This window comes from Dermacoccus sp. CCH2-D9, assembly GCF_001556795.1.
GTDB lineage: Bacteria > Actinomycetota > Actinomycetes > Actinomycetales > Dermatophilaceae > Dermacoccus > Dermacoccus nishinomiyaensis.
Genome location: NZ_LSJT01000101.1, coordinates 20,004 through 44,417, shown reverse-complemented (window position 1 = coordinate 44,417; position 24,414 = coordinate 20,004). Strand labels below are relative to the sequence as shown.

21 protein-coding genes are annotated in these 24,414 nt (G+C 69.6%); 4 read left to right on the top strand and 17 right to left on the bottom strand.

Features of this window, described 5'->3' with window-relative positions; genetic code table 11:
• Positions 1-2: 2 nt before the first annotated feature.
• The 9 genes from AX669_RS08905 to AX669_RS08865 all read right to left on the bottom strand — a co-directional run bounded on the left by AX669_RS08905 (position 3) and on the right by AX669_RS08865 (position 10,671).
• Positions 3-1,010 (bottom strand): phosphatase PAP2 family protein, encoded by a 1,008-nt coding sequence (locus tag AX669_RS08905; RefSeq protein WP_156444965.1) that lies wholly within the window; start codon positions 1,008-1,010, stop codon positions 3-5.
• Between the two features lie 27 nt (positions 1,011-1,037).
• Entirely contained in the window at positions 1,038-1,907 is an 870-nt protein-coding gene (locus AX669_RS08900) for a phosphatase PAP2 family protein (protein ID WP_062257908.1), read from the bottom strand.
• Positions 1,908-2,054: 147 nt separating this feature from the next.
• Positions 2,055-3,641 carry a glutamine-hydrolyzing GMP synthase gene (gene guaA, locus AX669_RS08895; protein WP_040014547.1) on the bottom strand — a complete coding sequence of 529 codons (1,587 nt, stop codon included), beginning with the start codon at positions 3,639-3,641 and terminating at the stop codon, positions 2,055-2,057.
• Positions 3,642-3,698: 57 nt separating this feature from the next.
• Positions 3,699-4,067, bottom strand: coding sequence for a DUF3817 domain-containing protein (locus tag AX669_RS08890; protein WP_006944851.1), 369 nt, complete (start codon positions 4,065-4,067; stop codon positions 3,699-3,701).
• Positions 4,064-4,990 (bottom strand): SURF1 family protein, encoded by a 927-nt coding sequence (locus AX669_RS08885; protein WP_131941485.1) that lies wholly within the window; start codon positions 4,988-4,990, stop codon positions 4,064-4,066. The genes AX669_RS08890 and AX669_RS08885 overlap by 4 nt, the downstream gene beginning before the upstream one ends.
• A gap of 63 nt (positions 4,991-5,053) precedes the next feature.
• The gene (locus tag AX669_RS08880; protein ID WP_038569104.1) at positions 5,054-6,820 is read right to left on the bottom strand and encodes a GMC oxidoreductase; all 1,767 of its coding nucleotides are present in this window, start codon (positions 6,818-6,820) and stop codon (positions 5,054-5,056) included.
• Positions 6,817-8,397, bottom strand: coding sequence for a succinic semialdehyde dehydrogenase (locus AX669_RS08875; RefSeq protein WP_062257905.1), 1,581 nt, complete (start codon positions 8,395-8,397; stop codon positions 6,817-6,819). The genes AX669_RS08880 and AX669_RS08875 overlap by 4 nt, the downstream gene beginning before the upstream one ends.
• A gap of 153 nt (positions 8,398-8,550) precedes the next feature.
• Complete coding sequence (locus AX669_RS08870; protein WP_062257903.1) at positions 8,551-9,672, bottom strand: GuaB3 family IMP dehydrogenase-related protein; 1,122 nt, start codon at positions 9,670-9,672, stop codon at positions 8,551-8,553.
• A 9-nt stretch (positions 9,673-9,681) separates the two neighbouring features.
• Entirely contained in the window at positions 9,682-10,671 is a 990-nt protein-coding gene (locus AX669_RS08865) for a bile acid:sodium symporter family protein (RefSeq protein WP_062257902.1), read from the bottom strand.
• Between the two features lie 72 nt (positions 10,672-10,743).
• Here AX669_RS08865 and AX669_RS08860 point away from each other — a divergent pair, with 72 nt between their 5' ends.
• A complete protein-coding gene (locus tag AX669_RS08860) occupies positions 10,744-11,316 on the top strand; it encodes a hypothetical protein (protein ID WP_147286951.1) in 573 nt (190 codons plus the stop codon).
• A 324-nt stretch (positions 11,317-11,640) separates the two neighbouring features.
• Here AX669_RS08860 and guaB read toward each other — a convergent pair whose 3' ends face one another.
• The 3 genes from guaB to shbA all read right to left on the bottom strand — a co-directional run bounded on the left by guaB (position 11,641) and on the right by shbA (position 15,279).
• Positions 11,641-13,167 (bottom strand): IMP dehydrogenase, encoded by a 1,527-nt coding sequence (guaB, locus tag AX669_RS08855; protein ID WP_062257899.1) that lies wholly within the window; start codon positions 13,165-13,167, stop codon positions 11,641-11,643.
• A 139-nt stretch (positions 13,168-13,306) separates the two neighbouring features.
• Entirely contained in the window at positions 13,307-14,605 is a 1,299-nt protein-coding gene (locus AX669_RS08850; protein WP_062257897.1) for a hypothetical protein, read from the bottom strand.
• The gene (shbA, locus tag AX669_RS08845) at positions 14,602-15,279 is read right to left on the bottom strand and encodes an RNA polymerase sigma factor ShbA (protein WP_082740756.1); all 678 of its coding nucleotides are present in this window, start codon (positions 15,277-15,279) and stop codon (positions 14,602-14,604) included. The genes AX669_RS08850 and shbA overlap by 4 nt, the downstream gene beginning before the upstream one ends.
• 228 nt (positions 15,280-15,507) lie before the next feature.
• On the opposite strand from shbA, the gene AX669_RS08840 reads away from it, so the two are divergent.
• On the top strand, positions 15,508-15,726 hold the full coding sequence (locus AX669_RS08840) for an RNA-binding S4 domain-containing protein (RefSeq protein ID WP_006944081.1): 219 nt from the start codon (positions 15,508-15,510) through the stop codon (positions 15,724-15,726).
• A 347-nt stretch (positions 15,727-16,073) separates the two neighbouring features.
• Here AX669_RS08840 and groL read toward each other — a convergent pair whose 3' ends face one another.
• Positions 16,074-17,687 (bottom strand): chaperonin GroEL, encoded by a 1,614-nt coding sequence (groL, locus tag AX669_RS08835; RefSeq protein WP_062257893.1) that lies wholly within the window; start codon positions 17,685-17,687, stop codon positions 16,074-16,076.
• 145 nt (positions 17,688-17,832) lie between these two features.
• The gene (gene groES / locus AX669_RS08830; RefSeq protein ID WP_006944132.1) at positions 17,833-18,126 is read right to left on the bottom strand and encodes a co-chaperone GroES; all 294 of its coding nucleotides are present in this window, start codon (positions 18,124-18,126) and stop codon (positions 17,833-17,835) included.
• A gap of 291 nt (positions 18,127-18,417) precedes the next feature.
• On the opposite strand from groES, the gene AX669_RS08825 reads away from it, so the two are divergent.
• Positions 18,418-19,677, top strand: a complete 1,260-nt coding sequence (locus AX669_RS08825) for an SAM-dependent methyltransferase (protein ID WP_062257891.1) — start codon at positions 18,418-18,420, stop codon at positions 19,675-19,677.
• A 313-nt stretch (positions 19,678-19,990) separates the two neighbouring features.
• A complete protein-coding gene (locus tag AX669_RS08820; RefSeq protein ID WP_062257890.1) occupies positions 19,991-20,761 on the top strand; it encodes a hypothetical protein in 771 nt (256 codons plus the stop codon).
• A gap of 72 nt (positions 20,762-20,833) precedes the next feature.
• Here AX669_RS08820 and AX669_RS08815 read toward each other — a convergent pair whose 3' ends face one another.
• From AX669_RS08815 to rimI, 3 genes are read right to left on the bottom strand one after another with little or no spacing between them, the layout of a single operon-like run.
• Positions 20,834-22,678: a glycoside hydrolase family 3 protein gene (locus tag AX669_RS08815; RefSeq protein ID WP_062257888.1), complete on the bottom strand. Its 1,845-nt coding sequence runs from the start codon at positions 22,676-22,678 to the stop codon at positions 20,834-20,836.
• A complete protein-coding gene (gene tsaD / locus AX669_RS08810) occupies positions 22,675-23,733 on the bottom strand; it encodes a tRNA (adenosine(37)-N6)-threonylcarbamoyltransferase complex transferase subunit TsaD (protein ID WP_062257886.1) in 1,059 nt (352 codons plus the stop codon). The genes AX669_RS08815 and tsaD overlap by 4 nt, the downstream gene beginning before the upstream one ends.
• A complete protein-coding gene (gene rimI / locus AX669_RS08805; RefSeq protein ID WP_062257884.1) occupies positions 23,730-24,401 on the bottom strand; it encodes a ribosomal protein S18-alanine N-acetyltransferase in 672 nt (223 codons plus the stop codon). The genes tsaD and rimI overlap by 4 nt, the downstream gene beginning before the upstream one ends.
• Positions 24,402-24,414: the final 13 nt, after the last annotated feature.

Below are 24,414 nucleotides of genomic sequence, written 5' to 3'. Positions count from 1 at the left end.
GCCTAGTGCGTGGTCCGCGCGACCTCCCGGACGGCACGCGCGGCGGAGGCGACGATCATCGTGACGCCCAGCGGGACGGCGACGAGTTCGAGCACAGCCGCGCCCACCCACCACGCACCGAAAGCGTTGACGTCCGTGCCCCACCCGAGGAACGTGACGACGACCCACGCGGCGCCCGCAGCCGCCGCGAGCACGTCGTGGGGCGCCGGGCGGGGCCAGGCACCCAACGTGCCACCCGAGGCCGGCCGGCTGACGGTGGCGCCACCGGGGTGCGCTGGGGTGCGGCGCTCCCCGCGCTGTCCAAGGCGGACGCCGGCGTCTTCCTCAGCATCGACACCTTCGTCAGGGATCGCCAGGTCGCCCAAGAACGGGTGCGGCCCACCCCCACCGCCTCGAGGCGCCAGCAGCAGATGCGCAACGCCCAGCCAGGCCGCGACGACGGCGATCGCGGCGACGACGTCGCCCAGCGCGTGCCAGTACGCCGCAATGACGCCGAGACACCCCAGCGTTCCCCAGGCTCCGGCGCCGACGAGCGCCGCACGCCGCCATCGCGGGGGCGTGAGGAGGACGACGGCGGCAGCGCTCGTCAGCGCGAGCGTGGCGTGCCCACTGGGCAGCGTCGCGACCTCAGGCGTGAGCGCCCGGGCGAGCAGCAACTTGGCCGCCTGCGTGCTCAGATTGGCGCCGGCGATGACGAGCAGAGCGGCGGCGGCGCGCGGGGGCGTCACGGCCCATGCGCCGCCGCGGCGCAGCAGCGAAACCGGGAGCGCCACGACCGCCACGACAGCGACCACGAGCGCCCCGCGCGGTACCCACCCGACGCAGGCCGCGATCGTCTCGAACGTGCGGCCCGTACCACTCAACGCGTGCATGCCGTCCCGGGCCCTGCTGACCCCGCCCGGGAGATCACGCGCCATCGCCACGATGCCGACCACGACGGCTGCGAGCAGCATCATGAACGCGGCCGGCACGAAGCGCCGACCCCACGACCGCACCGCGTCGCGCGTCACACGGGCCACCATGGTCTGCTCGAGACCTCAGCCGACGGCGTCGTCGGCGGCGGCGCTGATCCACGCCAGCGTGAGCGCCGCCGTCACGGCGATGCTCACCAGGGAGACGAACGCCAGGACGAGCGAGACGTCGTGATCGAGCGGACGCACCCCGAGCGCGACGAAGATGAGGCCGACGCCGATGCTGCCCGCCAGGCTGAGCACGGGTCGCACCGCGTACGACGTGTCGCGCGGATGACGGCCGTGCTGGACGCGCTGCACGACGCCCAGCGCGATCGCTGCGAGGAACGTGGTCAGCAGAAAGGCCGCGATGACGTCGGCGGGCCGGTGCCAGTGTCCGACGAGCGTGCCCGCGCCGACGAACGTCACCCCGAAGCCGGCGAACGGCAGCAGCCATCGCCTGGCGCCCACGGGCGCGACGATGAGGGCAGCCGTGGCGATGCTCATCGCTACCGTCGAGTGCCCACTTGGCAACGAGTTCGACCACCAGTGTGGTTGCGTGGGCCAATAGGCCTTGAACAGCTGCGTCGTCACGTTCGCCACAGAGACGACGCAGACGGCCGCCGCCGCGAGAGCGAAACGGCGTCGCACGAGTGCGATCACGACGAACGCGAGCAGGAACGCGCCTGTGCTCGCGATCGTGATGTACGTCAGGGGGTCGACGATGTGCGCCCAGGCTCGCGCGCTGGAACCGGTGCTCAGGCGCGCGCGTTCGTCCCACATCTGGCCGCGTGCCGTTCGCGTGAACACCCACAGCACCAGAAGGAACCCGGTGAGCGATACGAGCGCCATGGTCGTCACCGAGCAGACGAGACGGCGCACGGACTCCGGGATGTCGCCGGCCGGCTCGGCGTCGTCGCCAGCCCGTGTCGCGCCCACGAGGTCATCGGCGCTCATCGCGCACCACCGCCGGGGCGTGCCGACCCGACGGGCCGATCGTCCTGACCGCGTCGAGGACCACCGGGATGCGACGACGGCGCAACCGTGCGGGCTGCGCCGTCGTCGTGCGTGAGCTCAGGAGGCATCATGCCGTCACCTTCGAACTCACTCCCACTCGATGGTGCCCGGCGGCTTGCTCGTCACGTCGAGCACGACGCGGTTGACGTCGGCGACCTCGTTCGTGATGCGGTTCGAGATCTTGGCGAGCACGTCGTAGGGCAGGCGCGTCCAGTCGGCCGTCATCGCGTCCTCGCTCGATACGGGGCGCAGGACGATGGGGTGACCGTACGTACGGCCGTCGCCCTGCACGCCGACGGAGCGCACGTCGGCGAGCAACACGACGGGGCACTGCCAGATGTCGCGGTCGAGACCGGCGGCCGTCAGTTCTTCGCGGGCGATGAGGTCGGCAGCGCGCAGGATCTCGAGGCGCTCGGCCGTCACCTCGCCGATGATGCGGATGCCGAGGCCGGGGCCCGGGAACGGCTGGCGCCACACGATCGCCTCGGGCACACCGAGCTCGAGACCGACCTGACGCACCTCGTCCTTGAACAGGGAACGCAGCGGCTCGACGAGCGTGAACTGCAGGTCGTCGGGCAGGCCGCCGACGTTGTGGTGGCTCTTGATGTTGGCCGCGCCCGTGCCGCCGCCGGATTCGACGACATCGGGGTACAGCGTGCCCTGGACGAGGAACTCGACGGGGTGCTCGCTGCTCGACTCAGCGCCGACGATGTCGCGCGCGGCCTGCTCGAAGACGCGGATGAACTCGCGACCGATGATCTTGCGCTTCGTCTCCGGGTCGCTCTGACCCGCGAGCGCGTCGAGGAACTGCTGCGACGCATCGACGACGACGAGGTCGACGCCGGTGGCGGCGACGAAGTCCTCCTTGACCTGCTCGGCCTCACCGGCGCGCAGCAGGCCGTGGTCGACGAAGACGCACGTCAGTCGGTCGCCGATCGCCTTCTGCACCATCGCCGCGGCGACCGAGGAGTCGACACCACCGGAGAGGCCACAGATCGCGCGGCCCTCACCGATCTGCTCCCGCACCTGCTCGACGAGCTCCTCGGCCATGTTGGCGGCCGTCCACGTCGCCTCGAGGCCGGCGCCCTTGAGCAGGAAGTTACGAAGCACCTCCTGGCCATGGGCGGAGTGCAACACCTCGGGGTGCCACTGGACGCCGAACAGCTTGCGCGCCGGATCCTCGAACGCCGCGACGGGCGCGCCGGGTGTGCGGGCACACACCGTCATGCCCGCGGGAGCCTCGGTCACGCCGTCACCGTGCGACATCCACACGTTCTGCTCGGCGGGCTGCCCCGCGAACAGGACGGACTCGGTGTGCGTGATCGTCGCCGTCGTGTTGCCGTACTCACGACCACCCGTGTGGCCGACGGTGCCGCCCAGAGCGTCAGCCATCGCCTGGAAGCCGTAGCAGATGCCGAACACGGGCACGCCGGCCTCGAGCAGCGCGACGTCGAGCGACGGCGCCCCCTCGGCGTACACCGACGACGGCCCGCCCGAGAGCACGATGGCCGCGGGCTCCTTGGCCAGCATCTCGGCGGCACTCATCGTGTGCGGCACGACCTCGGAGTAGAGGGCGCACTCACGCACGCGTCGCGCGATCAGCTGCGCGTACTGCGCGCCGAAGTCGACGACGAGAACGGGATGATCCTGCAGATTTTCGGTCACGTCACTCATCCTATCGGCCGGGGCGACAACCCCGGAATCACGCGGTTATCGGACGCTGACAGCCGCTCAGCGGGTGGGGAGTGCCTCGAGATCGCGCTCGACCTCACCGCTGATGCGGCGCTCCACCCAAAAGGACAGGAACGGGACGCAGCCGGCCAGGATGACGAGCACCATCTTGCCGATCCCCCAGCGCATGGCGAAACCCAGATTCGCCGTCGCGGCGACATAGACGAGGAAGAGCAGACCATGCGGTTGCGGCCACCAGTCGAGGGCGTGGTTGTCGAAACCGTAGTGCAGCACCATCTCGAGCACGAGAACGAGCAGGCCGATACCGACGATGAACGCGGCGACCTTGAAGAACTTGAGGGCAGAGCGAGCCTTGAGTGCGTCGATGCGCACCACGGGGCGGCCGGGGGTGGGAGCAGGCTTTGTCACGGCGTTTCCTTTCGTGTCGCCGGGCGCATCGCGCCCTGTTCGGCGAGGGTTTCGGGAGCCGACGACGCCCGGGCGGCACCATCGTCGGGCTGGTCGAGATCGTCAGCGGCGTCGCCCTCGCTGCGTGCGGCGCGCACGTCGGGCGCATCTGTTGCCTGCGGCCCGTCGGAGATCGCGGCTTCGGCGGCCGCCCGGTCGTCGAGGTATTCCTCATGCAGGATTCGCAGCCACATGAAGACGGCGAAGATCGCGAAGATCCACCACTGCCACGCATAGGCCGCGTTGCGCAGATCGACCTTCGTGGCTTTCGGCACCGGCGGCGGAATGTGCTGCACGACAGCGGTTCCCGACTGCGGCGCCGCGGCCGGCACCTGCTTCGTCGAGAAGACGAAGCCGTTGTAGACCTTGCCGCCCCACTCGTTGAGCAGCCGGCCCATGTCGATCGTGCCGATCTGCCCCTCGGGAAGTTCACCGAGCGTAGAGACCGATTCCCCGGGCGCGAGCGCGCCCTCGATCGTCACCGTGCCTGACGTCGGCGCGGGCAGCTTCGTCGTCTGCGTGACGAACCCGCGCACCACCGGGATGCGCGCGCCCGTCGTGTCGACGACGAGCGGTGTCATGAGCCAGTAGCCGTTCTTGCCGTCGAGTACGCGGCCGGCGACCAGTTCGGTCTTCGCGGCGTCATAGTGGCCGGTCGCACGAATCGGCTGCAAGGAGCGCCCGTTGTCGAACGTCGTCTGCGGTTTCAGGACGTCGTCGAGTGGTTCCACAGCGCGCCCGTTGCTCTCCTCGAGGACCTGCTGGTTGGCCCTGTTGTGGGCCGTCTGCCACTGCCAGTTGCCCAACCAGACGAAGGCTGCCGTCAGAACGAGCATGACGACGAACAACCGCAGGAGGCGGGGTTTCATCGCGGTTCGCAGCACCGACTCAGCCTACGGGGTCGAACTGAACGTTGCCTCAGACGGGTCGCTCTGCATTGTGGAGCGTCATGGCGTCACCTCGACGGCGCCCCTTTCACCGCCGGCAAGCCCACCGATGCGCGGCATCCCGACGTCGACGACCTGCCCGGGCACACGACCCGGCGCCATGTCGAGCCTGACGTACTCCTCACCCGGCGCCGGGCGCTCGTCCCGCTCCCCCTTGGCCGGCCACGCACTCATCGCACGTTCGGCCTGGGCGGTGATCGTCAGCGAAGGATTGACGCCAAGGTTCGCGGAGACAGCCGAACCGTCGACGATCGACAGAGTCGGGTAGCCGTGGACGCGGTGATACGCGTCGATGACGCCCGTGCCCGGCCCGTCGCTGATCGGTGCGCCGCCGAGGAAGTGCGCCGTCATCGGCACCTCGAACAGCTCGTTCCATGTGCCGCCCGGCACCGCGGTGCCCTTGACGGCCTTCTGCAGCTCGCTCGCCATCGCGTGAATCGCCTTGTGCCCGCCAGCAATCCACGACGGATTGGGTTCGCCGTGGCCCTGCGCGGACGTCAGCTTCCATCCGCGGCGCGTGCGCTGCGGTGAGACGTCGATGGAGTTGTCGAGCGTCTGCATGACGAGGGCGATGACGGTGCGCTCACTCCATCTTCGCGGCACGACGGTCTTGAGCAGCGTGCCCGGGCGCTTGATGAACTCTCGCGCGAAGGCACGCGTGCGGCTCGGCACGTCGCCGGGGATGAGCAGGGTGGAGAAGAAGCCCATCGCGTTCGAGCCCTTGCCGTAACGGCAGTTCTCGACGTGCGTCGTGGCGTCGACGTGAAAGCTGGAGGTGATGGCGACGCCCTTCGTCAGGTCCGCGCCGCGCGGTACGTCGACGAGGGCCGCGCCACCGAGTTCTTCGGAGTTGGTACGCGTCAGCTTGCCCAGCCGCGGCGACAGGTGCCGCAGGCGTCCTTCGGCCCGCAGCGTGTGCAGCAACGACTGCGTCCCCCACGTCCCGGCGGCGAGGACGACGTGGCGGGCCGTCATCGTCCGGCGATCCCGACGCAGCCACGCGCCGGTGCGCTCACTCGTCACGCGCCAGCCGCCTTCGCCGTGCTCACCGATCGGTTCGAGATCGACGACGGTGCGCATCGCCTCGATGCGTGCGCCGGCCCGTTCGGCGAGGGGCAGGTAGTTCTTGAGCAGCGTGTTCTTCGCGCCGACGCGGCAGCCGACCATGCAGTTGCCGCACTCGGTGCAGCCGGTGCGCGCCGGGCCCTCGCCCCCGAAGTAAGGATCGTCGACGCGCTCGCCGGCGCGTCCGAAGTACACGCCGACCGGCGTCTTGCGGAACGTGTTCTCGACACCGAGGCTGCGGGCTGCGTCGCGCATGACGTTCTCGACGACGCCCTCGCACGGGTTGGCCTCGACGACGCCGAGCATCTTCTTCGCCACGGTGTAGTGCGGCGCGAGTTCTTCCTGCCAGTCGGTGATGTGCGCCCACTGCGGGTCGTCGAAGAACGTCTTCGGCGGCACGTAGAGCGTGTTCGCGTAGTTGAGGCTGCCGCCGCCCACGCCCGCGCCGGCGAGGATGACGGCGTGCGGCAGCTTGTGGATGCGCTGCACGCCGAAGCACTTGAGCTTGGGCGCCCAGACGTAGTTGCGCACGTCCCAGCTCGTCTTGGCGAACTCGTCGTCACGCCGCCGCGGGCCGGCTTCGAGCACGACGACGTCATAGCCCTTCTCAGCCAACCGCAGCGCCGCGACCGAGCCGCCGAAGCCGGAGCCGATGACGGCGACGTCGACGTCCATCGCCTGATCGCGCGAGGTGGTGTTCATGACAGGCCCGCCTTCTTCATGACGCGCAGACCCGTGCTCAGGGCGCGAGCGAACTGTCGCTGCGACACGCCCTTCGGCACGCCGAAGCCCTGCAACCGCTGCACGCTGACGTTCTGGATGTCGGTGTACTTCGTGATGCCCTCCGCGCCGTGACGCCGCCCGAGACCGGAGGCCTTCATGCCGCCCATCGGCGCGCCATTGCTCGCGTAAGCGGCCGCGTAGCCCTCGTTGACGTTGACGGTTCCGGTGCGGATGCGGGCGGCAATGGCGCGCCCGCGCGCGACGTCCTTCGTCCAGACGGAGGCGTTGAGGCCGAAGTCGGTGTCATTGGCGAGGGCGACGGCCTCGTCATCGCTGCTCACGCGGTACACGCTGACGACGGGCCCGAATGTCTCCTCGTCGCGGCACAGCATGCCGTCCGCGACGCCGTCGAGGACGGTCGGTTCGTAGCAGTACGGGCCGATGTCGGAGCGCGCCTTGCCTCCGGTCAGCACCGTCGCGCCCTTCGCGACGGCGTCGTCGACGTGCTGTGTGACGCGTTCGAGCTGGTCGGCCGAGATGAGGCTGCCCATGTCGTAGCCCCAGTCGAGCGCCACGCCGATCTTCATCGCTGCGACGCGTTCGAGGAAGCGTCGCAGGAACTCGTCGGCGATCTTCTCGTGCACGACGAGACGCTCGATCGAGATGCACAGCTGGCCCGCGCTCGCGAAGACGGCGCGCTGCGCGCACTCGGCGGCGCGCGTCAGGTCGGCGTCATCGGCGATGTACATGGCGTTCTTGCCACCGAGTTCGAGCGACGCGCTCTTGAGCCGCTCCCCCGCGTCGCGCGCGACGATGCGGCCCGTCTTCGTCGAACCGGTGAACATCACCGAGTCCGCGTGCTCGAGCACCGCCCCGCCGACGTTCGGCCCGTCGCCGAGGACGACCTGGAGCAGCCCCTCGGGCAGGCCCGCCTCGTCGCACAGTTCAACGGCGCGCAGGCACGTGAAGCTCGACTTCTCGTCCGGGCGCAGGACGACGGCGTTGCCCGCCGCGAGCGCCGGCAGCGCGTCCGTGATCGACATCGACAGCGGGTAGTTCCACGGCGCGACGATGCCGACGACGCCCTTCGGCAGATAGTGCGTGCGCGCCTGCGTCAGCACCGGAAGCGCGCCGAGGGCCTTGCGCTCGGCGAGATAGCTCGGCGCCTTCTTGGCGTAGTGACGGCACACGCCCGCGGTGTCGAGCACCTCCTCGAACGCCTGGATGCGCGCCTTGCCCGACTCGATCTGGATGAGGTCGAGCAACTCGTCCTGGCGATCGAGCACGAGGTCGTGCAGCCTCGTGAGGAACTCGACGCGTTCGCGGACGTCGCGCTGTGCCCATTCCTGCTGCGCTGCGCGCGCCCGTTCGTAGGCGGTGACGACGTCGTCGGGCGTCGACGTGGGCAGCGCGCCGATCGTCTCCCCCGTCAGCGGCGTCATGCGTTCCTGCGCCGGGCCGCTCGCGACGACGCGGGCGCTCATGCGTCGGACGGTCGCCTCGTCGAGAGCAAGCGGACGCTGAGGGCGCGGCTGGGTGTGCAGTGAAGGCGTCATCCCCCCACTGTAGATGTGACCTCCGACACCGTGGTTACTTTCGCGTACACCGTGCACATGGCGGGCGCCGTCGTGCGCTCTGCCGACGCGATGCCTCCCTCGACGCAGCACGCCCCCGCTCTTCGAAAGAGCGAGGGCGTGCCGGGTGGGGGGTCAGCTGCGCTGGTAGGGCGCGACGACGAGTTCGACGCGCTGGAACTCCTTGAGGTCGGAGTAACCGGTCGTCGCCATCGCGCGCTTGAGGGCGCCCATGATGTTGGTCGTGCCGTCGGCGCTCTGGCCGGGGCCGTCGAGGATCTGCTCGAGCGAACCGACGGTGCCGACCTCGACGCGCTCACCGCGCGGCAGCTGGCTGTGGTGCGCTTCGGGGCCCCAGTGGAACCCGCGGCCCGGCGCCTCCTCGGCACGCGCGAGGGCTGCGCCGAGCATGACGGCGTCAGCGCCGCACGCGACGGCCTTGACGATGTCGCCGGATGTGCCGACGCCGCCGTCCGCGATGACGTGGACGTAACGTCCGCCCGACTCGTCGAGGTAGTCGCGGCGCGCCGCAGCGACGTCGGAGATCGCCGTCGCCATGGGCGCGTGGATGCCGAGCGTGCGGCGCGTCGTGTGCGCGGCGCCGCCGCCGAAGCCGACGAGGACGCCGGCCGCGCCGGTGCGCATGAGGTGCAGCGCAGCGGTGTAGGTGCCCGCGCCGCCGACGATGACGGGGACGTCGAGCTCGTAGATGAAGCGCTTGAGGTTGAGCGGTTCGGACGCGCCGGAGACGTGCTCGGCCGACACGGTCGTGCCGCGGATGACGAACAGGTCGACGCCCGCCGCGACGACGGTGCGCCAGTGCTCCTGCGTGCGCTGCGGTGTCAGGGCGCCGGCGACGGTGACGCCCGCGTCACGGATCTCCTTGAGGCGTGCGGTGATGAGTTCGGGCTTGATGGGCTCGGCGTAGATCTCGCGCATGCGGGCGGTGGCCTCGTCAGGGCTGCACGTCGCGATCTGCGCGAGCTGCTTCTCGGGCTCCTCGTAGCGCGTCCACAGGCCCTCGAGGTCGAGCACCGGCAGGCCGCCGAGCTTGCCGAACGCGATGGCCGTCGCGGGCGACATGAGCGAGTCCATCGGCGCGGCCATGACGGGCAGCTCGAAGTGGTAGGCGTCGATCTGCCACGACGTCGACACCTCCCGCGGGTCGCGCGTGCGGCGCGACGGGACGATCGCGATGTCGTCGAGTGAATACGCGCGGCGACCGCGCTTGCCCTTGCCGATCTCGATCTCAGTCACGCGTCGATCCTATTCCCTCGCGCCGTCTTCCGGCGCCCGCCCGGGGGCGGGTTCGTCGGGCCACTGGCGCGCGACCTGCGCGCAGACGATGAGTTGCAGCTGGTGGAACATCATGAGGGGCAGCACGAGCAGTCCGACGCCGGAGGGGAACAGCACCGTCGCCATCGGCAAGCCGGACGCCATCGACTTCTTCGATCCGCAGAACACGATGGCGACCTGGTCGGCCCGCGAGAAGCCGAGGCGGCGCGCCGTCACGTACGAGCCGACCATGACGACGGCGAGCAGCACAGCGCAGATGAGAAGCAGCGCCACGACCTGCCACACGGTGACGTGACTCCACATGTGTTCGCGCATGCCGGCGCTGAATGCGGAGTAGACGACGAGCATGATGCCGCCGCGGTCGAGGTACGTCAGGCCCTGCTTGTGTTCGGCGAGGAAGCCGCCGAGGCGCTTGTGGCAGAACTGGCCGAGGATGAACGGCAGCAGCAGTTGGACGATGAGTTTCTCCGCCGAGTCGAGGCTGAACGCGGCCTGCCCGCCCATGACACCGATGACGAGCAGGGGCGTGAGCACGACGCCGAGCATGTTGGAGAACGAGGCGGCGCAGATCGACGCGGCGACGTTGCCGCGCGCGAGTGAGGTGAACGTGACGGACGACTGCACGGTCGACGGCAGCAGCGTCAGGTACAGCAGTCCGAGGCTGAGGGTGTGGGGCAGGAACGTGTCAGCGATGGGCCGGATGACGAGGCCCAGCAGTGGGAACGCGACGAACGTGAACGCGAGGACGAGCAGGTGGAGGCGCCAGTGGCGGAAGCCCTCTTTCGTCTCCTCGGTCGAGAGGCGCGCGCCGTAGAGGAAGAACAGCAGCCCGATGGCGATGTTCGTCGCCCATTCGACGGGCGCGACGGCACCGCCGCGTGCCGGCAGCAGGCACGCCAGGGCGACCATTCCGAGCAGGGCGAGGACGTATCCGTCGAGGTACTTGGTGATGAAGCGCACGGGTCATGAGTATCACCGGTCCTCGATGATGAAAACCTGCAGTGTCTTCCTCGGCGTGGCTACGCTCTTCGCATGGATGCCGCGAAGAAGCTCGACAAGGCCCGTATCGATCGCAGCCTCGTGGACGTCCATCGCAACCCTCGCTCTTCTGAAACCGTTTGGGGCTACGTGAGCGCCGTCGGCAAGAAGTGGGCTCTCATCGCGAACGCGCGCGACGGCGGGTACCCCGACGGGTTCACCGCTATTCGTCTGAAGGACGTGATCGCGGTGCGCAGACGCGCAGGCTTCGAGGACGCGTTCGCCAAGACGCGGACCGACTGGCCTGAGTCGCCGCTCCATCTCGATCTGGACTCGACGAGGGGTCTCCTGGAATCGGCGCCGACGCGGGGTCGGCTCATCGCGATCGAACGCGAGCGGAAGCTCGAGGACGCCATGTGGGTGGGCGTCCCGGTTCTGATCGACAAGCGTTGGACGTGGATGCACGAGGTCGATGCCGATGCCGCTTGGCGCGAGGAGCCTCTGGCCTACCGCACGACCAACATCACCCGCGTCACCTGGGGCGACTCATACCTCTGTGCGCTCGAGGCAGTTCTGCCCGCGCGTCCTGATGTGGGCGTCGTCGCGACGAAGAGGCTTCGTGACTGATCCGAGGTGCTTCACCGGTGACTCCATCCAACGCGCACCAGCGAGGCCAGCTGAACTGATCGTTGCCCGGAATGGCGTCATCCATGAGGCGTTTTCGGGCGACGTCCGTGGCCACCCGTACCAGCCGCTCCCTCCCACGACCGCACCACGACCGACACGGACGTCAGCGAGGCCCCGAACTCCGCAAGCGGTGGCCGAACCCTCCCACGACCGCAGCACCCGACGACGCAGACGCACGAAGGCGACCCCGTCGCGAGCTTGCGAGTGACCGGGGTCGCCTTCGTGGCGCATGACGTTGCCGCTCCCGGATCCGGACGGCACAAGTCAGCGAATGGAGTAATTCGGCGCTTCGACGATGCCTTGGACGTCGTGGGGGTGGCTTTCTTTGAGCCCGGCGGAGGTGATGCGCACGAATTGGCCGCGCTTCTGCAGTTCGGGGATCGTCGATCCGCCGACGTAGAACATCGACTGGTGCAGGCCGCCGACGAGTTGGCGGACGGCGTTGCTGACGGGGCCCTTGTAGGAGACGCGGCCTTCGATGCCTTCGGGGACGAGTTGGTCGTCGCTGATGACGTCGGCCTGGAAGTAGCGGTCCTTGGAATAGGACTTCTTGCCGCGTGAGCTCATCGCTCCGAGTGAGCCCATGCCGCGGTAGGCCTTGAACTGCTTGCCGTTGATGAGGACGACTTCGCCGGGTGATTCTTCGGTGCCGGCGAGCAGAGAGCCGACCATGACGGTGGAGGCGCCTGCGACGAGGGCCTTCGCGATGTCGCCGGAGTACTGCAGGCCGCCGTCGGCGATGACGGGCACGCCGGCGGGCTGGCAGGCCTGCGCGGCTTCGTAGACGGCGCTGACCTGCGGGACGCCGACGCCGGCGACGATGCGCGTCGTGCAGATGGAGCCGGGGCCAACGCCGACCTTGACGGCGTCGACGCCGGCGTCGACGAGTGCCTGCGCGCCTGCGCGGGTCGCGACGTTTCCGCCGACGATCTGCACATGCTTCGTCATGGGGTCGGCCTTGAGCTTGCGGATCATGTCGAGCAACAGCTTGGCGTGGCCGTGCGCGGTGTCGACGACGAGCACGTCGACGCCCGCTTCGATGAGCGTCGTCGCGCGCTGCCAGGCCTCACCGAAGTAGCCGACGGCGGCGCCGACGAGCAGGCGGCCTTCGGCGTCCTTCGAGGCGTTCGGAAACTGCTCGGACTTCACGAAGTCCTTCACGGTGATGAGCGCGACGAGACGCCCGTCGTCGTCGACGAGCGGCAGGCGCTCACGCTTGTGCTGACGCAGGATCGCTGTCGCGTCGTCGTTCGAGATGTCGACGGGAGCAGTGACGAGCGGCTGCGGCGTCATGACGTCGCGCACCTTCGTCGTCGCCCACTCCGCGACGGGCGTGAAGCGCAGGTCGCGGTTGGTGATCATGCCGACGAGCTTGTCGTCCTCGACGACGACGGGCAGCCCGGAGACGCGGTACTGGCCGCAGATCGCGTCGAGCTCTTCGAGCGTCTTGTCGGGGCCGATCGTCACGGGGTTCGTGATGCGCCCCGTCTGCGTGCGCTTGACGAGGTCGACCTGGTAGGCCTGATCCTCGATCGACAGGTTGCGGTGCAGCACACCCATGCCACCCTCGCGCGCCATGGCAATCGCCATGCGCGCTTCGGTGACGGTGTCCATCGCCGCCGAAACGAGCGGAATGTTGAGGGTGATCTCGCGCGTCAGCTGCGCCGTCGTGTCGACCTCGGACGGGATGACGTCGGTCTCGCCGGGCAGCAGCAGAACGTCGTCGTAGGTCAGGCCCAGCGTCGCGAACTTCGGGGGAACGTCAGTGACATTGTCAGAACCGAAAGCCATTCACCAAGTCTAGGACACTCCGGCCCCTGCCCTCACCGCGCGTGACGACGGCACAGGTGGCTGCACGACGAGCCCGCCGCAGCTCCGGTCAGTGCGAGCCGGCAACCGGGCTCCACGACGAACCGCGCCGCAGCTACCGTCAGTCGGATTCGGCCGACGGGCTTCCCGTCGCGGTGGCGCCGGCGCTCGTCTGCGCGGTGCCCGGGTCCGAAACCGTGTCGGAGGGCGTCGGCGTGCTCGACGCCGACGGCGTGGTAGGCGGCGTGGCCGGACTCGTCGGCGTCGCAGTGCCGGACGAAGGCGTCGTCGGGCTGGTCGGCGACGTGGGCTGCGAGTGCGACGGCGCCGGACGCGAACTGCTCGGCTTGGATGTGCTCGAGCTGCTCGGCTTGGACGTGCTCGAGGACGAACCGGGCAAGGTCGATCCGGACGAGCCCGTCGGACGCGAAGTGCTGGGCCGTGAGCTGGACGCCGAACCCGTCGACGGGCGCTGCGTCGTCGACTGGGACGAGCGCTGGCCGCGCGTTCCCGGCGTCGTGCGCTGCGGCGCGTCGCCGCGCGTCGTAGTCGTCATCGCCACGCTCGAGGGAACCTGCTCGGGAATCATCGAACCGGCGACTGAACCCTCACCCGAACGCTCGGCGCCCGATTGCGGGCCGGTTTCGGGTCGGGCTGCCTCACGACCGGCACTCTGGCCCTGACTCGGTCCACCATGCGCACTCGATCGCGCCGGTGCACCCGGCGCGGCGGCCATCGGTCCGGGCAGTGTCGTCGGGGTGGGAACGGCCGTGGCCTGCACTCGGGGGACGTCTGGTTCGGCGACGGCGCGCGCGTTGCTCCAGTCGAGGTGCAGCGGCGCGAGAACGGTCGACAGGCTTCCGCCGTTGACGGCAGCGGCGACGCTGGACAGTGCGACGACGGCGCCGGCGGAGACGGCCGTGAGACTGGCACGTCCACTCCAAGCACGCCGCGTACGGCGCTTCGAGGTAGGTCGTCCGGTCGCGAGGTAGCGGCCACCGCCGGCGAACTCGTTCTCGCGCGAAGCTGTGATGTTGGTGTCGATGACGGGGTGGGCCGACACATCCTTGTCGTGTACCTCGGGCCGGCGCGTCACCTCGGGACGCGACGGCCGCGTCACGGCCTCGCAGGTCGCGTCGATCTCACGTGTCCAGGCGGTGAACAGGTCGCTCAATGCCTGCTCGCCGGGGCTGCGCTCCAGGTCGTCGTCACCTTCGCGGGCCGGGGGCTCGACAACGGGCCGCAACCGGGCGGGGCGCAGGGCGGAGACGCAGCGCGCCTCCGAGGGGGGAACCGTCGTGCCGCGTGAGCACGACGACTCGACGACGGAGCGGGCTCCGAGAGCGTCGAGCAGGGCGTCGTCCTCGGCGATGTCACGCAGGTTGGCCTCGACGTCGAAGCGGGTGGCGGGCGGTGTCATCGCAGCTCCTCCCCCGAGGTCTCGTGCAGGGTGCGCAGTCGCGCGAGCGCACGGTGCTGGGCGACGCGGACGGCGCCCGGCGACATGCCGAGGCTCGCGCCCGTCTCCTCGGCGCTGAGGCCGACGGCGACGCGCAGCGTCAGGATCTCGCGCTGCTGCGGCGTCAATTTCTCCATGAGCACGGACAGCCGCCGCGCCGTGTCGAGGTTGAGCGCCGCGTCCTCGGGGGTGAGGCCGGGGTCAATCGTGTCGGGCACCTCGTCCGTCGGCACGGCGGAGCGGAAGGCGCCGCGCTGGACGTCGGCCACCTTGCGCGAGCAGATCGAATACACGAACGCTTCGAAGGGGACACCACGCTCGACGTAGCGGGGCAGAGCCTTGAGCACAGCCACGCACACCTCCTGAGCCGCATCCGCTGCGAGTTCGCGGGAGCCACTGAAGGCCCCCAACCTTGCCGAGGCATAGCGAAGTGCACGTTGGTGCACGTCGTCGAGAAGTGTCTCCCGTGCCGCGTCGTCACCGGATCGCGCTGCTGAGACCAGCGCGGCGATGGACGAGGCTTCCCCGTTCACTTCCTCCATCGCTGTTGGGGTCGTGAGCGTTACATGGCGGCGCGCGGAACTCACCCGGGGCCATTCGGCCTCGGGTGAGGAGTATCCGGTCTCGCTCGTCATGCGGGCCTCTCCAAGGGGCTGCTGCGTGCTGTCGGACGGGGTTCTGCCTGCTCGTTTCTGGGCGTGCGGTCGCGCTTCAGTGTTCCGATCCGACGGTACTGCCTGTCGTGCTCGGACGGTGTGTGGGGCTGTAGATCGACGCTCCACGCTAACGAAGCTGGGGCCGCGGCGCCACCTCAGCGCCGCCCGCGATGGGACAATGGGGGCAGTCTCAGAAAGGAGTGCGTCATGAGCGCACACGCCGATGTTCAGATCCGTGACGAGTCGATCAAGCTCGGTCAGTTGCTCAAGCTCGCGAATCTCGTGGAGGACGGTGCGGAGGCGCGCGTGGTCATCACGGAGGGTCTCGTGACGGTGGATGGTGAGGTCGACACGCGTCGTAGCGCGCAGATCAAGGTCGGCAGCGTCGTGTGCCTCGAGGACGAGTGCGTGCGCGTCACGAACTGACGCCCGCTCCGCACCCCCGGCGCGAAGCCGGCTCCGGAACAACCTCGCACGTTCCCGCCACCACACGACGGCTCGAGCCCCCCGGGCGAACAACGTCCCACGCTCCCACCATCGCACCACGGCGCGACGCCGGCGTCTGAACAACACCGCACGCTCTCGCCACCGCACCGCGGCGCGACATGGACCCGTGACAGACGAATCCCGCCCCGCCCCACACTGAGCTTGCGAAGTGTGGGGCGGGGCGGGATTCGTCTGTCACGCCCGAAGCATCGTCGCGCCGAGCGGGGTCTGAGCGGGGCGCATGCGCCCCGCTCAGACCGCCGCCGGAAGACGAAGCGAGGGAAGGATCAGTGGCTGTGGCCGTGGCCGCCGGCGGCGGGGGCCTCTTCCTCTTCCTTCTTCTCGACGACGAGGGTGTCGGTCGTGAGCACCATCGAGGCGATGGAGGCGGCGTTGGTGAGCGCGGAGCGGGTCACCTTGACGGGGTCGATGATGCCGGCGTCGACGAGGTCGATGTACTCGCCGGTCGCGGCGTCGAGGCCCTGGCCGACGGGCAGTTCGCGCACCTTGGAGACGGCGACGTAGCCCTCGAGGCCGGCGTTCTCGGCGATCCAGCGCAGCGGCTCGGCGATGGCCTTGCCGACGAGCGTGGCACCCGTCGCCTCGTCACCCTCGAGCGAGAGGGAGTCGAGAGCGGACGACGCGTGGATGACGGCCGAACCACCACCTGCGACGATGCCCTCTTCGATGGCCGCACGCGTGGCCGCGATGGCGTCCTCGATGCGGTGCTTCTTCTCCTTCATCTCGACCTCGGTGTGCGCACCGACGGCGATGACGCAGACGCCGCCGGCGAGCTTGGCGAGGCGCTCCTGGAGCTTCTCGCGGTCCCAGTCGGAGTCGGTGCGCTCGATCTCGGACTTGAGCTCCTTGACGCGGCCCGCGACGTCATCAGAGGCGCCGGCGCCGTCGATGATCGTCGTGTTGTCCTTCGTCACCTGGATGCGGCGTGCCTGGCCGAGCGAGTCGAGGTCGGCGTTCTCGAGCTTGAGCCCGACCTCCTCGGCGATGACCTGGCCACCGGTGAGGATCGCGATGTCCTGCAGCATCGCCTTGCGGCGGTCGCCGAAGCCGGGGGCCTTGACGGCGACGACGTTGAACGTGCCGCGGATCTTGTTGACGACGAGCGTGGAGAGGGCCTCGCCCTCGATGTCCTCGGCGATGATGAGCAGCGGCTTGCCGGACTGCACGACCTTCTCGAGGACGGGCAGCAGGTCGGCGATGGCCGAGATCTTGCCCTGGTTGATGAGGATGTAGGCGTCCTCGAGGACGGCCTCCATGCGCTCGGGGTCGGTGACGAAGTACGGCGAGAGGTATCCCTTGTCGAACTGCATGCCCTCGGTGTACTCGAGCTTCGTCTCGGCGGTCGAGGACTCCTCGACGGTGATGACGCCGTCCTTGCCGACCTTCGCGAACGCCTCACCGATGAGGCCACCGATCGTCGCGTCCTGAGCGGACAGCGAGGCGACCTTGGCGTAGTCGTCCTGACCATCGACGGGGCGCGCGTTGGCGAGCAGCTGGTCGTTGATGGCCGTGACGGCCTTGTCGATGCCGCGCTTCAGGCCGGACGGAGCAGCGCCCGCAGCGACGTTGCGCAGGCCCTCCTTGACGAGCGCCTGGGCGAGAACCGTCGCGGTCGTCGTACCGTCACCGGCGACGTCATTCGTCTTGGTGGCGACCTCCTTGGCGAGCTGCGCACCGAGGTTCTCGTACGGGTCCTCGAGCTCGACCTCGCGGGCGATCGTCACACCGTCGTTCGTGATCGTGGGGGCGCCCCACGCCTTGTCGATGACGACGTTGCGGCCCTTGGGGCCGAGCGTCACCTTGACGGCGTTGGCGAGCGCGTCGACACCGCGCTCGAGGGACTTGCGGGCGTCGTCGTTGAATTCAAGCGTCTTGGCCATGGTTCAACCTTTCGTTCGAAGGCTCCGCGCGGCGCATGACGCGCGCAGCGGAAGAGTGTGGAATGCGAGTGAGCGGAAAGGACGAGCCCGGCCCGGCCGTCAGACCTGAGCCGGGCTCGTCGTCACCTGCTGGCTCGACGGATCGTCAGGAGACGACCGCGAGCACGTCGCGAGCGGAGAGGATGAGGTACTCGGTACCGGCGAACTTGACCTCGGTGCCGCCGTACTTCGAGTAGATGACCTTGTCGCCGACGGCGACGTCGACCGGAACGCGGTTGCCGTGGTCGTCGATGCGACCGGGGCCGACGGCGATGACCTCGCCCTCCTGCGGCTTCTCCTTGGCGGTGTCCGGGATGACGAGGCCGGAGGCCGTGGTCTGCTCGGCCTCGACGGCCTTGACGACGATGCGGTCTTCGAGCGGCTTGATGTTGACCGACACGGTAGGACCTTCCCTTTCGCAGACCGCCCGATCTTCTCGGGCGGGACGGATGCTTTCGTTCCCTGGCCACACCACCCACCGGTGGCGGTGTGGCATGCATGTGGGCCGATATCGCCTCGCCGTCGCGGGGGTCGAGGGATGAGCTCACTGGCACTACCCAGGGGTGAGTGCTGGAACCGAATCTAGTAATGCCGTTGGCACTCGGTCAAGCCGAGTGCCAACTCGTTTCCGATGTTCGCCCACAGCGCATCGGGGGCTGCTCCGGGGGCCCCCGATGACACAATGGCGGCCATGGATGCGAGCGTCGTGCACGAGTTGTTCACCGACGACGGACGCGCGCTGCTCGCCTCGCTCCCGCCCTACGAGGAGAAGAACGTCGTCATGCTGACGACGCGGCTGCGCGCCGCAGGGCACTCCCCCGAACTCGTCGCCGCTGCGCTCACCCAGTCCCGGCTGCGGGCCAGGGCCGTCGACAAGTTCGGTGATGCGGCGGCGTCGATGTTCTTCACCCCCGACGCCCTCGAACAGGCCACGCGCGCACCCATCGCCCGTCTGCACGCGCAGCGGTTCCTCGACGCCGGGGCGAGCCTCGTCATCGACGGTGGCTGCGGAATCGGTTCCGACGCCGTCGGATTCGCGCGAGCCGGGCTCGACGTCATCGGCGTCGAAGCGGATCCGGAAACCGCGGCTCTGGCCGCCCAGAACCTTGCGTCGTTTCCCGGCAGTCGCGTCGTCACGGGGCGGGTCGAGGATGTCGCGGCTTCGCTCGACCAACCCGGGGCCGCCCGGTGGTTCGACCCGGCACGCCGCACGCCCGGCGTCGCCGACATCCGCGGGCGCACGAAGCGCACGTTCTCCCTCGCGGCGCTGACGCCGACCTGGGAGCTGATCCAGCACGTCGCGGCTGCCGCCCCCGCGGCAGGCGCCAAGCTCTCGCCGAGCCTGGCCCATCACGACGTGCCGAGCGGTTGCGAGGTCGAGTTCGTCTCCTACGCCGGCGGCGTCGTGGAGGCGAGCGTGTGGTGGGGCGCCGCCGTCCGTGACGTCGGTAGAACTGCGACGATCGTGCGCCCCCGACCGGGCGGCCCGAGGTCGTCCGGCGATCGCGTCCCGCCCGACGTCCTGCACGTCATCGAGGCCGACTTCGACGGCATCGACGCCGCGCCCGCAAGCCGCGCGTCACTGGGAGCGTACTTCTACGAGGCCGACAAGGCGTTGACGCGCAGCGGCCTCGTCGGGGCGCTGCTCGACGCTACGGGCGGCCACGAGTTCACGCCTGGACACGGCTACGTCACGGCCGATGCGCTCGTCGACATCGGGCTGCTGGGGCGCGCCTACCGCGTGCTCGACTCCGTGCCGCTGCACGAGAAGACGCTGCGCGCCTACCTGCGCGAGCGCGCCGTCGGGCGCCTCACGATCAAGAAACGCGACGTGGACATCGACGCAGACGCGCTGCGCCGCTCGCTCAAGCTCAAGGGCTCGAACGCCCTGACGGTCGTGCTCGTGACGCTCGACGACGAGCGCCTGGCACTCGTCGTCGAACCGCTGTGACGCTCGCCGCCCCGCTTCCCTGACGCCCCGCCCCATGACGCATCCGTGAGATCGAGCGATGTGGGCGAATTCGAGCACCACAGCGCTCGGGCTCTCCCGTATCGCTCGATCTCGAGGATGGGCGTGCGAACCGTGACCTGACCGAGATCCACGCCCCAGCTCGGACGCACTCGGGCCGTAGATACTGACGAACATGCAAACGTCCGAGGCGGGCGCCCTCTCCGAAGGCTCGACGCCTGTGCCACCTGCTCCTGCCGAAACCACAGGCCGACGACCGTCCGCGCCCGGGCGCAGCGGCACGGCTACCTGGCTGATGAGCATCGCTCTCATCCTCTGGGCAGTGTGGGCCGTCAGCATCCTCGCCTCGCCGATGCGTTCCGGCAGTGTGGCCGACGCGGCCAGCGCCCTGCAGCGGCACGACGACGTGCACTGGCTCGTCGTGCAGCGCCCCTCCGACGACGGCCCGAGCGGTCACTTCACGCCGGGCCTCGCCGACCCCCTCTCCCAGGAATGGCAGGATTCGCGTTTCACGACCCCGCGCGAGAACGGTGGCGACGGCGCGGGCACGCTCTCGTCGACGCAGGAGCAGCAGATCGCCTGGAGCGACAGCTCGGGGCTGCACGTGACGCGCGACTTCAGCGTCACCGGCTGGCGCACCGCCGAGGACGGCTGGCCCGACCCCGCGTCCAGCCCGTCGGCCGCCCTCTACCGATCGCTCGCGACCCAGGCTGCGTCGACGCGCGTCACGACGGTCCGCGCGCTCACGCCGCTGGGCACGATCAGCTACGCCGACGGCTCGGGCACCGTCGAGACCTACGGGGTCGTCATGCTGCTCAGCGTGCTGATCGCGCTGGGATCGCTGTACGCCCGCCAGCCCCGTTTCGGCACCCGTTGGAGCTGGTTCTGGATCTTCGGCTGCCCCATGGGCGTCGGCCTCGTGTGGTACCTGATGCGCGAGGGGTGGTTCGGCCGTTCCACGGCCCCTGCGCCCGATCAGCGACGTTCAGGCTTCGCCGGCTTCGCGGCGTTCGTCGGCATCAGCTGGGTGCTCGGTTCGCTCGTGCATGCTTGGCTGTTTCGCTGACGCCGTGTCAGCGAGTTCGAGCGAAATGGGGCGCACGCACGGGGCATGACGGTCCGCCGGAAGGCGGCACGCTCATCGACACGCTGAAGAGCCCACCCCGTCCTTGCCGACGGCGACGGGCAGCGTCCCACCGGCCTTGGCCTTGTCGGTCAGGACGTCCGCGAGCGCCGCGAACGTCGGCTGCGTCGAACCGTAGGCCGCGAGTCCGACGGTGTCGGAGCCGCGCAGAGCGAGCGGGTAGGGCGTGTCGAGGGCGATCTGCACGCCGCTGTTTCCGGCCTTGATCGCTCCTGACGTGCCGGGCGACGTCGCCTCCGCTCCCCCGCCGGCGGACGATTCGCCGGCGTTGTACACGCCCCCTTCGAGCAGGTTCACCCGCGTGCCCTGCAGTCCGACGTCGACGCCGCGGGCCTTCAGCTCCTTCGTCAGCGTCGCTCGATGTTCCGCCGTCCCCCCTTCGACCCGCACACGGCTCCCGACGAGGTCACGCCCGCAGCGCCCGCCGAGCTGGGTGATCGACGCCTTCGCGAGACGGCGCGCGTCGTCGTCATGGGAACCGCGCACCGACGCGTCGGGCGCACTGACGTGCTGGTGCCGCGTCGTCGCGACGATGCGCGCGGCGGATTCGATGAGCCGCTGGCGCGTCAGTTCTCCTGAGGCGACGGCCTTCTCGATCGCGCTCACCGACGCGCTCGCGTCGGCGGGCATGAGCACGACATCGGCTCCGGCCTCGAGCGCCGACACCGCTGCAGCGCCGCCGCGATCGAACTTCTTGACGATCGCGCCCATGTTCATGCCGTCGGTGACGATGAGCCCCTTGAACCCGAGCTTGTCGCGCAACTGGCCCGTGAGCACCTTCGGCGAGAGCGTGCTCGGCACGTTGGGGTCGACGTCCTTGACGACGATGTGCGCCGTCATGATGGCGGGCACGCCGGCCTTGCTCGCCGAGGCGAACGGCACCCAGTCGCGCTTCATGAGCTGCTCGACCGACTGAGCCTGGACGGCGTAGTCGACATGCGTGTCCGTCGTCACCGAGCCGTGGCCCGGAAAGTGTTTGATGACGGGCACGATGCCGGCCTGCTGGTAACCGGCGACCTGCGCGTTGACAGCTCGCGCGACGCGCTGCGGGTCGCTGCTCGGCGAGCGCACGCCGATCGTCGGGTCGCTCGGGCCGACAGTGACGTCCGCGTCGGGCGCGAAGTTCATCGTCACGCCGAGCGAACGCAGCTCCCGGCCTTCGTCCTTGGCGAGCTGCGTCGCGAGCGCCGCATCGTCGGCGGCGCCGTAGGCCATCGCACCCGGCAGTGGGGTGACGCCGGAGGTGATGCGGGTGACCGGACCGCCCTCCTGATCGATGCCGATGACGGCCGGCCACGAGCGTCCGCTCTCCTTGACGGCGCCCTGCACCGCCTTCGTGACGGCCGGCAAGCCCGCTGACTCGGCCGTGGGGTTGCTCGGAACGTTGTCGCCCATGATGATGACCCCGCCGAGGCCATTGCGACGCACTGCATCAGCGGCCGCCTGCGGGCTCGTGCCCTGGTAGTACCCGACGATGACCTGCCCGGCGAGCTGCTTCGTCGTCAGCTTCGAGACGTCACCCGTAGCGGCGTCGAGCTCTGCCTGTGTCGGCAGGCCTGTGTCGGCCTGGGTGCGATTTCCGTCAGCCGGCGCCGATGCGCCGGCCGAACCGGACGCCTTCGACGATGCCGACGATCCGGACGATGACACGGGCTTGCCGTCGTCCGACGAACTGCACGAGGCGAGCGTCATCGACAACGTTGCGGCGGCGACGACCGTCAGGCGGACGCGGCGTCGACGGCGCGCGAGTCGGGCCTGGTCGGCGGCGAAGGCGACGCCCGCGGGGGCGACGTCAGGCGTGCCGGTAACAGGGGTGGTTGCGGGGGTGCGCGGGGTCATCCCATCACCTGTCCGATCGGCATGGAGGAGTCGGCGGGCACGGCGAGCGTCGACGGTGCGATGCCCTTCGCGACGAGGTGCGCGCCGAGCGTCGCGACCATCGCGCCGTTGTCGGTGCACAGGCTCAGTTTCGGCACGCGGATCGAGATGCCCGCCGACGTGCAACGCTGCTCGAGCACCGTGCGCAGCCGCGAGTTGGCCGAGACGCCGCCGCCGACCATGAGGTTGTCGCACTTGTAGTCGCGGCAAGCCATGACGGCCTTCTTCGTGATGACGTCGACGACGGCCTCCTGGAAGGACGCGGCGACGTCGGCGACCGGAACCTCTTCCCCGGCAGCCTGTTTCGTCGCGACCCAGCGGGTGACGGACGTCTTGAGGCCGCTGAACGAGAAGTCGTACCGGTGCTTCTCGAGGTCCTTCTTCGTCGACAACCCACGCGGGAACGGGATGGCCTTCGGGTCGCCGTCCTTGGCCGCCTCGTCGATCGCCGGGCCGCCCGGGTAGGGCAGGCCGAGTACGCGCGCCACCTTGTCGAACGCCTCGCCGCACGCGTCGTCGATCGTGTTGCCGAGGCTGCGCACGTCCGTCGCGATGTCGGGCACGTAGAGCAGGTTCGTGTGGCCGCCGGAGACGAGCAGCCCCATCGTCGGTTCCGGCAGCGGGCCGTGCTCGAGCATGTCGACGGCGACGTGCGCCGCGAGGTGGTTGACGCCGTAGAGCGGCTTGTCGAGGGCGATCGACAGGGCCTTCGCTGCCGCGACACCGACCATGAGCGCACCGGCGAGACCTGGGCCGACGGTGACGGCGATCGCGTCGACGTCGGTGAGCTTGACGCCCGCCGTGTCGCAGGCGCGACGCAGCGACGGGATCAGCGCCTCGAGGTGCGCGCGGCTCGCGATCTCGGGCACGACGCCACCGAAGCGGGCGTGCAGATCCATCGAACTCGCGACCTCGTTGGCGAGCAGCGTCGTGCCGCGCACGAGGCCGATGCCTGTCTCGTCGCACGAACTCTCGATGCCGAGGACGAGGGGTTCGCGGGTGGCGGTGAGGCTCATCGGGTCTCCTTCAGGAGCTTGCGCATGATGACGGCGTCGACGTCACCGGGTTGGTAGTAGCGGCGGCGCACGGTGAGGCGATCGAACCCGGCGCGTTCGTAGAGACGCAGCGCAGGGTCGTTGTCTGCGCGTACCTCGAGCAGCAGGGCTTCGGCGCCCGCGTGCGTGGCGGCGGTGACGAGGTGATCGAGCAGCCGACGCCCCAGCCCGGTGCCGCGCGCCTCGGGGGTGACGGCGATCGTCATGACGTCGGCAGTGCTGCCGGCCACGTCGAGCCCGGCGTAGCCGAGGATGTGTTCTGGGTGACAATTCGCCGAGACGTGAGGTGCGCCGTCGTTTCGCGGCATCGACGGTGCGCTTGGCTCGCGGTCATCGGCGTCGTCCGGCGAGGCCTCTGGGGCGTGCGCCGTGCCGTCAGCCACGACGCGCTGCTGCGGCACAGCAGCGCCCACTGCGACGACGTATTGACGGCGCGGGCGTGCGGCGAACTCGTCCCACCACGTGCGTTCGCGCCACGCGTCGTGCTCGAACAGCTGCGCATCGAGGGCCGCGAGGGTCTCGATGTCGCGCCAGGTGGCGGGGCGCAGGGCGACGTCAGCACTCGCCGTCGCCGCGGCAGGCTGCGCAGCGGGCTCTGGTGACGGGGTGTGGTCCGCGAGGCGGGCCACTGACGAATCGCTC